12 protein-coding genes, 1 pseudogene and 1 other annotated feature are annotated in these 12366 nt (G+C 39.1%); of the genes and pseudogenes, 10 read left to right on the top strand and 3 right to left on the bottom strand.

The features are described from left to right. Positions 1 to 6 precede the first annotated feature (6 nt). Positions 7 to 87, top strand: a complete 81-nt coding sequence (locus ACPWSO_RS12105; RefSeq protein WP_426081163.1) for an IS3 family transposase — start codon at positions 7 to 9, stop codon at positions 85 to 87. A gap of 212 nt (positions 88 to 299) precedes the next feature. On the opposite strand, the pseudogene ACPWSO_RS12110 reads toward ACPWSO_RS12105, so the two are convergent. Continuing rightward, positions 300 to 1516: pseudogene (locus tag ACPWSO_RS12110) on the bottom strand (IS110 family transposase). 259 nt (positions 1517 to 1775) lie between these two features. Beyond that, complete coding sequence (locus ACPWSO_RS12115) at positions 1776 to 2330, bottom strand: TetR/AcrR family transcriptional regulator (protein WP_426083695.1); 555 nt, start codon at positions 2328 to 2330, stop codon at positions 1776 to 1778. A gap of 107 nt (positions 2331 to 2437) precedes the next feature. Between ACPWSO_RS12115 and ACPWSO_RS12120 the strand changes: the two genes are divergently transcribed. The 4 genes from ACPWSO_RS12120 to ACPWSO_RS12135 all read left to right on the top strand — a co-directional run bounded on the left by ACPWSO_RS12120 (position 2438) and on the right by ACPWSO_RS12135 (position 4235). Next, positions 2438 to 3223, top strand: a complete 786-nt coding sequence (locus ACPWSO_RS12120) for an SDR family oxidoreductase (protein ID WP_426083697.1) — start codon at positions 2438 to 2440, stop codon at positions 3221 to 3223. Positions 3224 to 3511: 288 nt separating this feature from the next. Then, the gene (locus ACPWSO_RS12125) at positions 3512 to 3616 is read left to right on the top strand and encodes a hypothetical protein (RefSeq protein WP_426083898.1); all 105 of its coding nucleotides are present in this window, start codon (positions 3512 to 3514) and stop codon (positions 3614 to 3616) included. Positions 3617 to 3689: 73 nt separating this feature from the next. Beyond that, entirely contained in the window at positions 3690 to 3884 is a 195-nt protein-coding gene (locus ACPWSO_RS12130; protein ID WP_426083700.1) for an SMI1/KNR4 family protein, read from the top strand. 231 nt (positions 3885 to 4115) lie between these two features. Next, a complete protein-coding gene (locus tag ACPWSO_RS12135; protein ID WP_426083702.1) occupies positions 4116 to 4235 on the top strand; it encodes a putative holin-like toxin in 120 nt (39 codons plus the stop codon). Between the two features lie 386 nt (positions 4236 to 4621). Here ACPWSO_RS12135 and ACPWSO_RS12140 read toward each other — a convergent pair whose 3' ends face one another. Beyond that, positions 4622 to 5542 carry a LysR family transcriptional regulator gene (locus ACPWSO_RS12140; protein ID WP_426083900.1) on the bottom strand — a complete coding sequence of 307 codons (921 nt, stop codon included), beginning with the start codon at positions 5540 to 5542 and terminating at the stop codon, positions 4622 to 4624. Positions 5543 to 5642: 100 nt separating this feature from the next. Next, positions 5643 to 5889, bottom strand: a binding site (T-box leader). Positions 5890 to 6060: 171 nt separating this feature from the next. On the opposite strand from ACPWSO_RS12140, the gene metE reads away from it, so the two are divergent. From metE to msrA, 5 genes are all read left to right on the top strand, one after another. Then, the gene (metE, locus tag ACPWSO_RS12145) at positions 6061 to 8343 is read left to right on the top strand and encodes a 5-methyltetrahydropteroyltriglutamate--homocysteine S-methyltransferase (RefSeq protein ID WP_426083704.1); all 2283 of its coding nucleotides are present in this window, start codon (positions 6061 to 6063) and stop codon (positions 8341 to 8343) included. Next, positions 8324 to 9214, top strand: coding sequence for a methylenetetrahydrofolate reductase [NAD(P)H] (gene metF, locus ACPWSO_RS12150; protein ID WP_426083706.1), 891 nt, complete (start codon positions 8324 to 8326; stop codon positions 9212 to 9214). The genes metE and metF overlap by 20 nt, the downstream gene beginning before the upstream one ends. A gap of 150 nt (positions 9215 to 9364) precedes the next feature. After that, positions 9365 to 9937: a GrpB family protein gene (locus ACPWSO_RS12155; RefSeq protein WP_426083708.1), complete on the top strand. Its 573-nt coding sequence runs from the start codon at positions 9365 to 9367 to the stop codon at positions 9935 to 9937. A 182-nt stretch (positions 9938 to 10119) separates the two neighbouring features. Beyond that, positions 10120 to 11091: a diaminopimelate dehydrogenase gene (locus ACPWSO_RS12160; protein ID WP_426083710.1), complete on the top strand. Its 972-nt coding sequence runs from the start codon at positions 10120 to 10122 to the stop codon at positions 11089 to 11091. A 300-nt stretch (positions 11092 to 11391) separates the two neighbouring features. Continuing rightward, positions 11392 to 12237: a peptide-methionine (S)-S-oxide reductase MsrA gene (gene msrA / locus ACPWSO_RS12165; protein WP_426083712.1), complete on the top strand. Its 846-nt coding sequence runs from the start codon at positions 11392 to 11394 to the stop codon at positions 12235 to 12237. Positions 12238 to 12366 lie beyond the last annotated feature (129 nt).

Here is a 12366-nt window from a genome sequence, read left to right on the forward strand (position 1 = left end):
AATTACATTAAGAATTATAATACCCATAGAATTCAACGGAAGTTGGGTTATCTATCACCGATAGCCTATCGAAAACAGACCGTTTAATCGCCTCTCTTTTGCCCTCTCACTTTTGGGGGTCAGTGCCCTTCTGTCACAACCTCATTTCCTACGATTAGTCAAGAGGAAAATAGAAAAATAATTTTTGTAGATCATCGTTAAACGAGAACTAGTCCAATGAAGAGTAAACTAAATAACCTAGGTGAATCGCTAAAATTTTTACCTAGGCTGTGATATAATTATGGTATAAGGATTCGTCCTTATTGGTCGTTGGAGACCGTATACGCATACGCGTATCTTGTATGGTTCCTAACCATGGAATGCATACACTTCAGGAGCTTGTTTATACAGGCAACTGTGGCAACCTTTTCCTTTTTTAGGAGGGGTTGTTTTTTAGTTTGTAATAATAATCAACGATGTGATTGGAGGCTGCGTGCTGCTGACGAATCATGTTTCGAATGGTGAAGTAGAGAATCTTGCGTCCCTTTGGGTTTCCTCTTTTATTAATGTGATCCTTCCCCCTATACTTTCCAGACTGAAAACGCCGAATATCAATCCCGACAAATGCATTCAGTTTGTTGGAAGTAGAGAACCGTCGAATATCTCCTAGCTCTCCAAGTAGAAGAGCCGCCGTTGGCGCGCCGATACCCGGAATACTCTGAAATAATTCAAACGCTTCAAGAGACTGAGCGACTTCAATCATCTGCGCCATTATTTGTTCCTTTTGTTCTAATAGGTCTTGAAGAAGTTTGGCATAGTAAGCAACTTTCTGACAATGGATACTGTCCGCTTCTACGGCAGGATAAGAGTTGGTCGCATAGTCTAAAATCTGGTCGGCTTTCTGCCAAGCCCTGTTTTCGGAGATTCGTTTTCTGGTCGTTTTCATTAAACGGTTCTTGATTTTCGTTCGACTGGAAGCGAGAACGAACACCGGATGAGGAAACAGTTCAATCAACGATAGAGCGTAAGGTGTGATACGACTAGAAAAAAACAGCTCCAGTTCAGGGAATGTCGATTGAAGTCCGTTGTGAAGATCCATACGAACTTGGCTGATTTTTCCTTCTATCTCTTGATAAAAGCGTGAAAGATCACGTAGTTTAAGATAAGGCACCTGCTGGTGCTGTTTTACTTCTCGTTGATTTTTTTGGTGTGTTTGAGCGAGTTTGTGTGCATCGATTTTATCGGTTTTCCAGCTACGTAGGGAACCTTCCTCCATCTGTTTTTTTGCTTCCAAAGGATTCAAGAGGCAGTAGGACAACTGATTGTCCTGACAGAATTTTTCTAAAGGACGAGAGTAGACACCCGTCGCTTCAAAAACAATTTCGGGTGTTTCGGACAGCGCATTGATTTCTTGAAGCAACTGTTGGAAACCAACTTGATTATGTTGGATTTTCCCTTCCGATAAACAACGAGTCCCATGATAGAGCACTTTGTAGCTTTCTCCTTTTGATACATCAAGAGCTAGAATAACTGTCATTGTTTTCTTCTCCTTTTCTTTTTTATTGAAAGACCTTCACTGATTCCTTCCGATTCTACTTTCCTTTACACGGACTCGAAGTCCCAACATACTTAAACCTGATTCTAAAAGGATAGTGAAGGAGCTCGGTTTATATTTCGGACTCGTGGTCCTTGAGGTTTTGTTCGAGCTTCCTTTCACCCTCACTATACGCTATAAATAGAAAATAGTGGGTAAGATATTCCGTCGAATACCTTACCCACTAATCTTAGTATGTTTTTCAGTTTAATAATTCAGAAAGTCCAGGTCGTATGAGATTCCAAACATTTTCAAATCGTTCGTGTAGATTTATGTCCCATGTATTTGCAAAGGAAGGTGCGGAGAAGACCGCAAAAACTTCTAAAACACTTTTGAGGACTTCTATATTGGAATAACCCAGTAACTCTGAGACCGTAGCTACTAATTCAGAAGTATGTTCACTTAAAGTAGCCGGATTGTTGTCAATATAGGTCGTATAAAGAGTAAACATTTTTTTATTGGAATCATATGCTCGTTTTTTACTAATTGTTAGTATCCAGAGCCAATCATGTAATAAATCTAATTTTGATTCGTAGCCATTAGAATCAAATTGGAGTACGTCTGCCAAAATATCACGTAACCATCCAAAAGCTAAGGAAGTCCATAAATCTTCTTTGTTTTCAAAATATTTATATAGTGCTGCGTGGCTAACTCCTAACTGTTTAGCTACTTGAGAGAGAGATGTTTTCTTCATCCCATGTTTTTCAATCAACTGCTCAGCAGTCTTTAGTATGAGTGCTTGATTAATTGTTTTCATAAGAACAGTATAACATATGAGTTACATAATTTGATTTATATAACTTTTTTGTTTATTCTTAAATAGTTACAAAAAATAAAAAGTGTAACTGGAAGGATCTGTGTTTCATGAATATGACCCAAAATAGTATCTTGATTACCGGTGGGACATCTGGTATAGGATTAGCATTAGCAAAAAAATTAACAGAAAAGGGAAACAATGTAGCAGTCCTAGGTCGAAGCGAAGAAAAATTAACAATGGTACAAGAAAAATATCCTGATATTTTGACGTTTAAAGGAGATGTAACAAACCTCTCATCATTGATTAAGCTAAAAGAATGGTTAATGAACTATTTACCAAACTTAAACATTATAATCAATTCTGCTGGAGTTATGAACAGTCATAACTTATTAAATCCTGATTTGCCATTAGAGAATTTGCTAAGCGATATTGAAATCAATCTTATTGGAACAATCGCTGTTAACCAACTTTTTTTATCTCAATTAATGAAGCAAGAAGAGGCAATGATTGTAAACATATCATCTGGGTTAGCATATTTAAGTTCAGCGGCGCACCCCACTTATTCTGCTTCCAAGTCAGGGGTTCAAATGTATACGAGTGCTTTACGTAATCAGTTGAATTACGCAAAAAAAGAGTTTATACATGTAATGGAACTTGTTCCACCATTGGTTGCGGAAATAGGTTTACAGGACGGAAATCTTTCAGGGACATTTGGGAATATGAGCTTAGATGCATTAGTCAAAGCTGCCCTTAAAGGGATGGAAAAAAATAAGAAACGAGTCAATGCCGGTGCAGCAAAACAACTACATCTAATGGGACAGGTTAGTCAAAATAAAATGGAGACAATAATGGCGAAAGAATCACTTAAGCAAGCATTTCCAAAAGGCTTGTGAAAAGAACTCATAGAAAAATCCAAGAAATAGCCATTATACAGATATGCTCTGTTCACTGAACGTGATACTGTTAAAATGGGTATACTGACAACAAAAGACTTAAAATCTTATGTAATCGAATATAAAGAATACACCAATTTAAAAGATATTAATTATTTTGCAAAAGGATACTTTGATGGAAAGTTAATAATAAAAGGTGGAGCAAGAGAATGAGGAAATTAGGGAGGTATTTGTAAGTCAAATACTAATTCGTGGCATAACACAGATGGAAAAATAACTATTCATGACATTCGTCTAGTTGAAGAACAAGTTAAAGTGATATTTCCAAAAGACTATGTTGAAGTAGTTCTAGACAATAATGGAGGTTATCCCGACTTACATATATTCACATGAAATGCTGGAAAAAATGTTTAACAAACTTTTTTGTTTTAATCCAGATCCCTAGAATAACATTGTAGATAACTTAGTGGATGTTTCGGATAGACTTGTTCCAGGTATTTTACCATTTGGAAGAGATCCAGGCGGAAATATGATTTGTTTTGATTATCGTTCTGGAGATAATCAAATCGTCGTTTTTGGGGATTATGAAGTGGCAGGTGGAGGAGAGCTTGAAAGAGCTATTTCCCCTATCTGTAATACTTTTACTAATTTATTTGAGTAGATATCATATTATAAAAGAATGCCGATGATTCCAGAAAAGAAAGGTGTCGATTCTTGAATGAAGATAAAGGATTTGCTGAAGAATGCTCCAAAAAATAACTTTATCAATGTACTGTAAACATATCTTTATGTGATGTGATGGCTAGGTAGAAAAGTTTGTGGCGGTGGCTGCTTCTGAAGGAGGTGGTGCTTATGAATGTAAGTACTAAATCTATGAAAGGAGAAAGCCGTTTTGTCAGCGCTTGAGACAATTCAGCTACTAATTAGCTTTAGTATGTTTACTATTGCATTAGTACGTTTGGTTGTTGATTTGCTTAAAAAGACAAAAAGAAAAACCGCAGACAGACTTTAGCGAGTTCTGCGGTTTCTTTAACCCAAATATCTTGCTGCCGCCTTAAGCGGTTCTACTAAAGAGAGAGATGTTAGCGCATATCTCTCTTTTCATTTGTATTATAGCATAGATAATCATTGGTTGTACAAATTTTTATACAGCTGTTAAAGAGATTCTTTCTTTAAAACCTGCTCTTTGTCCTATTATTGCCGATGAAGACTGTGGTTAAAAAGTGATGCATCAAAAAAGCTAACTACTAAAAAGGTTAACGATGGTTTAGAACAATTAGCTCTTATAAAAGTTTGTTGATAGATAGTCTGCTCGTTATCCCTTGCAGGTATCAGCTAACATTGTTAATGATTTGTGGTTAATCAAACGCAATTATCACAGATTATTCTTTTTCCCGCTTAACCTGTAGCGAAACCGTAGTCTCTGATATGTTTTTTCAGTGTATCAAGATAGTGTTCGCCTAAGGTTGACAGTTGACTGCGCTGGCTTTTAATCCAGCCGATTTCAATGCGGTCGGGAATATCCAGTGGGATAGCAACGATACTATCATCGTTGAGCTCCCAACTGATGATTCCAGAGCTGAAGGTATAGCCGTTTAGCCCGACCATTAGATTGAAAATCGTAGCCCGGTCGCTGACTTTAATGTGCTTTTTATAGGAGCGGGTGCTCAGGATTTCTTCCGCAAAATAAAAGGAATTGCTGTTGCCCTGTTCAAAGGAGAGGTAGGGCAGATCATCCAGTTCTTCCAAAGCAACCGAGGTTTTCGAGGCCAATGGATTGTCTTTGCTGATAAAGATATGAGGTTTAGCATAAAACAGTGAAGAAAAAACCAGATTTTTTTCTTCAAATAGATTTTCCAGCACGCGCCGGTTAAAATCAGTCAAAAATAATATGCCAATCTCGCTGCGAAAACCGGCGACATCCTCAAGAATATTTTGTGTTTCTGTTTCCCGTAATGTAAATTGATAGCTGTTGTCTTCGTAAGCTTGAATGAATTCAACAAAAGCATGAACTGAAAAGGCGTAATGCTGAGAGGAAATCGACAGGCGAGAAACCCGTTTAGCTGTCTGCTTGTATCGTTTTTCCAATAAGTCCACCTGATCAATAATCTGCTTGGCATAAGAAAGGAATTCTCGTCCTTCTTCAGTTAAAGAGACACCCAGTTTGCTACGATGAAGGAGACAAATACCCATCTCGCTTTCCAACTCCTTGATTGCATTTGACAGCGTTGGCTGTGATAAAAATAAGCTTTTCGCTGCTTCGTTGATTGATCCTGTTTCAGCAATTTTTTCCAGATATTCTAGTTGTTGTATGCGCATGGTCTGCTCCTTTCTTGGGGAATTGACTGAATACTTTGGTAAAATCTGATGCATTCAGCCCTCTCTTTAAGTAAATAAAAAACACCCTTTTTCTATAGAGAAAAAGGACGAATAATTTCGTGTTACCACCTTTGATTATCATTACCTCACAATAATGACCTTAGCCAGTACAAGCATGAATGCAGATACTGCGTTGCGATAACGGGCACCACCGTCAGCTGCTTGCACTTAGGCTCACTACTGAATGCTCAAAGACCATCTTCCAATCGAATCCCGCACCCCTTTTCACCTGCCGGAGCTCTCTGCCGCTGTTCTTCTGATTGTACTTTTCTTTTCTGCGCATTGTATATTGTTCTATACTATAACCAAGATTTTTCCTTCTGTCAAACGATTTCCTAATAATTTTCTCATTATTTTGTTATAGTTTAATTTTATAAGCTCTTATAGAAATTAACAGTTAGTCAATTCCTTTTATTCTGTGGTAAAGTTTCTCTCATAACTACTTAGGAGGCGATTCCATGAAAACAACGGTCGTTGGATTTCCAAGAATTGGAGAGAACCGTGAATTAAAAGCTGCAACAGAAAGCTATTTCCGAGGAGACAGCACACAGGAAGCATTAGTGGGAAAAGGAAAGCAGCTGAAGCGAATGCATTGGAATCTGCTGAAAGAAACAGGAATACACTTGATTCCGAGTAATGATTTTTCTTTTTATGATACAACGCTGGACACTGCTGTTCTGTTGAATATTATTCCCAAGAGATATCAGGAGTTAAAGCTTTCTCCATTAGATACGTATTTCGCATTGGCTAGAGGTTATCAGGGAGACGCAGGAGATGTGACTGCTCTGCCAATGAAAAAATGGTTTAACACCAACTATCATTATTTGACGCCGGAATTTGAAAAAGATACCGAAGTTAAGCTTGCCGGAACAAAGATTTTTGATGAATATACAGAAGCCAAGGAGCTTGGTATTGAAACAAGACCTGTTATTTTAGGGCCATTCACCTTAATTAAACTGGCAGAATTTAAAGATACAACAGAACAGGAGCATCTGGCAGCGCTGATTGCCGCATACAAAGAGATAATTAGGACACTGAATGAGCATACTGCACAATGGCTGCAGCTGGATGAACCTTATCTAGTAAAAGATTTATCTGAAGCAGACCGTGAGCTATTCTTGCATATCTACCATGAGTTAACCTTAGAGCCAAGGACTATCAAGCTTTTACTGCAAACTTATTTTGGTGATGTCCGTGATATTTATGGAGATATATTAGCTTTGAATGTTGAAGGGATTGGACTGGATTTTGTGGAAGGAAAACAGACAGCTGATTTAATTGCAGCTTTAGGGTTTCCGCAGAATAAGCAGTTGTTTGCCGGGGTTGTGAACGGAAAAAATATTTGGCGAAATGACTATCAGCAAACAGCTGATTTACTGAACGTTTTGCCGAAGGAGCAAGTTGTTCTTTCGACTTCCTGTTCCTTGCTTCATGTGCCTTTTTCAGTGGAGCAGGAAGAATTTCCGCTTGAAGTAGCCCAGCATTTTTCATTTGCCAAGGAAAAACTGACCGAGCTAACTGATTTGGCAGTGATTTCTAGTCTATCAGCGGATGCTTCTGCGAATGAACGTTATAAAAATAATCAAGTGCTTTTCCAAAAGAAGAGAGTGATAGAAAACCAGCTGCTGACACATAAAATAGCTGGCTTGGCAGCGGAGGATTTTCAGCGACAGCCGTTATTTGAGGAGCGGGCAGTTGTTCAGAAACAGGCGTTGAGCTTACCTGTTTTACCAACAACAACAATCGGCTCTTTTCCCCAGACTAGAGAGGTTAAAGCAACACGGGCACGATTTAAGAAAAATCAAATTAGTCAGTCGGATTATCGTGAGTTCTTGAAGGAAAAAATTGCCGACTGTGTGGCTTTTCAAGAAGAGATTGGACTGGACGTTTTGGTTCATGGAGAATTTGAACGAAATGACATGGTAGAATACTTTGGTGAAAATTTGGAAGGCTTTCTCTTTTCTAAAAATGCCTGGGTACAATCCTATGGTACTCGTTGTGTGAAACCGCCGATTATCTGGGGAGATGTTTCCCGTAAACGTCCGATTACTGTTGACTGGTCTGTGTTCGCTCAGGGTTTGACAACTAAGCCTGTGAAGGGAATGCTGACAGGACCTGTGACGATTCTGAATTGGTCGTTTCCAAGAGAAGATATTTCCATCAAAGAATCCACGCTGCAGATTGCTTTGGCGATTCAAGAGGAAGTGCTGGATTTAGAGGCTAATGGCATTAAGATTATTCAGATTGATGAAGCTGCTTTGAGAGAAAAGCTGCCCCTTAGAAAAAGCGACTGGTATCAGGAATATTTGGATTGGGCCATACCAGCATTTCGACTGGTTCATAGCAAGGTTGCCCCGCAGACGCAGATTCATACGCATATGTGCTATAGCGAATTTGCAGATATTTTACCTGCCATCGATCAGATGGATGCCGATGTAATTTCCTTTGAAGCTTCTCGTTCAAATTTATCATTATTAGATGCCTTGAATGCTCATCATTTTCAGACAGCTGTCGGACCAGGGGTTTATGATATTCATTCACCAAGAGTTCCGTCTGTAGCTGAGTTGGAAAAGACAATTAAAATCCTGTTGGAAAAGATTTCTGTAGAGAAGCTATGGATTAATCCCGACTGCGGACTAAAGACAAGAGGAGAAAAAGAAACTTTTGCAAGCTTGGAAAATCTGACTCGTGCAGCAGTTCAAGTGAGGGAGGCTCTTGTCTATGAAACGGTTAGAGAATAAAAAAGCCAGCCTATCCTTTGAAGTGTTTCCGCCGTCGTCTAAAGCAACGATGGCGGGATTATATACTTCCCTGAGCCAGATGGAGGATTTGCGTCCCGATTTTATTAGTGTAACCTGTAGCAATAAACAGCTTTCTTTAAAGGAAAGCACCGTGAAAATAGCTACTCATATTCAAAAAAAGCATCAAGTACCTAGTATTGTACATTTAAGTGCAGCCTATTCGAGTAAAGCAGAAGTCAATCAGATTTTAGGGGATCTTCATCAAAAAGGGATTCAGAGTATCTTAGCCTTGCGTGGGGATCTTTATCCGGAAATTCCCAGAAGTACTGATTTTCGTTATGCTGGGGATTTGATTGCTTATATCAAAGAGTGGGATCAGAGCTTCTCTATATCGGCTGCTTGTTACCCGGAAAGGCATCCGGAATCGTCAAATACCCTTGAAGACATCCAGCATTTGAGAGAAAAAGTAAATGCGGGTGCAGACCAACTGATTACGCAACTGTTTTTTGACAATGAGCTGTTTTATCAGTTTCAGGAGAAGTGTTGGCTGGCGGGGATTGAGGTACCAATCTTGGCAGGGATTATGCCTGTGGTCAATAAGCGTCAGGCAGAACGTATCGTACGGACTGCAAGCGTTCAGCTGCCCCAAAAATTTCTGGCGATTTTAGAAAAATATGCAGATAATCCAGTGGCTTTGAGAGATGCTGGTCTAGCCTATGCGATTGATCAGATTGTTGACTTGGTCACTCAGGGAGTGTCGGGCATTCATCTTTATACAATGAATCAGGCTGGAATTGCCCGCAGTATTTATACGGCTACCCATTCCTTATTTGAGTCAACAACAAATCAGGAAAAGGTGTCTATCTTATAACTAGCAATTTGATTGCTGGACATTACTAAAGCTGGCTTCTTTCAGCTTTAGTAATGTTTTTTATGCTGGCGTTGTATAATTGAATTAGTTATTCCGTAAAATGAATAAATCATTGATAAAGAGCCATCTAAAAAGACAGGGGTGTTGATTGTGGTCAAGGAGCTTTCAGAAATGAGCTTAGAGGAATTGTGGCAGTTGTTCCCAATTTCGCTGGTCGAACAAAATACAGCATGGTCAAAGTGGTATACCGAGATTGAAGAAGAGCTGTTACAGCTGATTCCCAGTCAAAATCTTTATGCGATTACCCACATAGGGAGCACTGCAATAAAAAATATTCAGGCGAAGAACATTATAGATGTGGTAGTAGAATTAACGCCGGAAAGCGATATTAAAGAAATTGCAGAAGGGTTGGCGGAGAATAATTTTATTATTATGTCAGAAGCTGAACGTAGGATTTCCTTAAATAGAGGCTATACAAATAAGGGGGTTGAGGAAAAGGCTTATCATGTCCATTTGCGCTATCAGGGAGATAACGATGAAGTTTTCTTCAGGGATTATCTAAACAACCATCAAAAGATTGCTCTAGAGTATGAAAGGTTAAAAACGGAATTAAGTAAAAAATATAAATACGACCGGAATACCTATTCCGATAAAAAGGGCGAGTTTGTCAAAAAATGGACTGAGATTGCTAAAGCTGAAAAAAACGATGAGGTTTCTGATTAAATAGAGGATAACATCGGGAAATACCCATGTTTAATCAGGATTGTCTGAAAACGTGTCTCTTCGATAGTTTTCAAATAGTTTCTAGTGAAAGAAGCCGTTTTTTTATAAAATGAGATTTTTTTCATTTTTCGACGGCTACTTATAGTATAATTTTAAGAAATGATGGTTAGGAGTGAATAGGAATGATTAGAGTGGCGATTATTGGTTATGGGAATTTGGGACGGGGAGTTGAACGTTCGTTAAAACAAAATCCGGATATGAAACTAGTCGGGATTTTTACTAGAAGAGCACCTGAAGCTGTTCCGGCGGAAGGGGCAGCAGTTTATCCGATGGATGAGCTGCAGAAGAAAAAAGATGAAATAGATGTTTGTATTCTATGCGGCGGTTCAGCTACTGATTTGCCTGAGCAAACGCCGGAAATTACTAAGCGCTTCAATACAGTGGACAGCTTTGACACACATGCTAAAATTCCTGAGCACTTTGAAAAAGTGAATCAGGCAGCAAAAGAGAATCAGACTGTTTCAGTTATTTCCACCGGTTGGGACCCAGGATTATTTAGTCTGAATCGGCTTTACGCCCAAAGTATCCTACCTGTTGGTCAGACCTATACATTTTGGGGAAAAGGTGTTAGTCAGGGGCATTCTGATGCATTAAGAAGAATCTCAGGTGTTGTAGATGCGACACAGTATACGATTCCCAATAGTGAAGTTATTGAAAAATTAAAGGCTGGAGAAACGCTGGAGCTGACGACCAGAGACAAGCATTTTAGAGAATGCTTTGTTGTGCTGGAGGAAGGGGCGGATAGTGAAGGGATTCGAGCTGAAATTGTAGCAATGCCAAACTATTTTGCTGATTATAATACAGAGGTTCATTTCGTTTCTCAGGAAGAGCTAAACCAAAACCATAAAGCAATGCCTCACGGTGGTACGGTGCTTCATACAGGAAGCACTCACGAGGGAACCAAGCAAGTCGTTGAGTATAATCTGCATTTAGATAGTAATCCTGAATTTACAGCCAGTGTTCTTGTTGCGTATGCCAGAGCCTGCGTTCGTTTAGCCAAAGAGCAGCAGTTTGGTGCCTTTACGGTACTGGATATTGCACCGAAATATCTTTCGCCGATTGCCGCTGATATTTTGCGGAAAGAGCTGTTGTAGACTAGGGGTAAAAAAGTTTAATTATGAATTAGAACAAATACTTGAAGTGTTCATTTCTTCGAGTATTTGTTTTTTTTATCCAAAGCAAGTCATTGAACGCTTATCAATGATACTTATTGAGGTAAGGCTTTAAAAAATTTTGAAAAAGATTTTTTTCAAAACCAGTTACTCGCTTAAGCAACAAAAATATGATAAATTGCAGATGAATTTTAAGAGATAGTACAGACCCTTTCCAAGAGGAACCCTGTCTTTTCTTTTAAATGATTAGTGTATCAAAACTAGCTTGGAGGAGGGATTGAGATGGAAGCTTCTCAAGAAGAGCTAATCAGTGATATCTACAATCTCATAGTGAACCCGGGGACACGGGAGTGGGAACGTTCGCTGCTGGTTGCTGCTAAAAATTCGATAGAAGATACAGCTAATTTAAAAAATCAATTAGACAAGCTGGAGGGAGAGCTGCGCCCTCTTGCGCTCAGAAATAATCTGACGCCGGATGTCGCGGATTTCTATTTGAAAATTACTGGTGAATCAGTAATCCACGAGAATGGGATACCTTTAAAACATTTGGAAGTAGATCAAGCGTATCAGGAACGGGCAATTTTTGCAGGAGGCTGTTTCTGGTGTATGGTAGAGCCATTTGAAAAGAAACCTGGCGTTATATCTATTTTGTCTGGCTATACAGGCGGAACGGTTTCCCACCCTACTTACGATCAAGTTCACGGCGGCTACACTGGACATGTTGAAGCCGTGGAAATTATTTTTGATACACGGCTAATCAGCTATCAAAGTTTAATTGATTTATATTGGCAAATTACAGACCCAACCGATGCGCTGGGACAGTTTCAGGATCGGGGAAGTCAGTATCGGCCAGTTATTTTTGTGCAAGATGAAGCGCAAAGAAAAATTGCAGAGCAATCAAAGCAATCATTGAGCGATTCTGGCAGGTACCAAAAACCAATTATTACTGAAATTAAGCCAGCCGCTACCTTTTGGCCAGCGGAAAATTATCATCAGGAATTCTATAAGAAACAACCGAAGAGGTATAAACGAATCAAGCGTGCCCGGAATCAGTTTTTACGCTATCAGCAGTTGAAGAGTAGGCTTCGAATAAGGAGAGAAGCAAAAAATAAAACAGGTCATGACTGAGGAAAATCTATTTGCAAAGCTGATTTGATGGCAAGGTAGACGATCAGTAATGACTTAATAATAGATTGGACTTAAAGAATATTGCGGACAGAAAGAAACTGTTAATAGTGAGGTTGGAAAGTTGAATAC

It is taken from the genome of Enterococcus sp. LJL51 (genome assembly GCF_049894025.1).
Lineage (GTDB): Bacteria > Bacillota > Bacilli > Lactobacillales > Enterococcaceae > Enterococcus_L.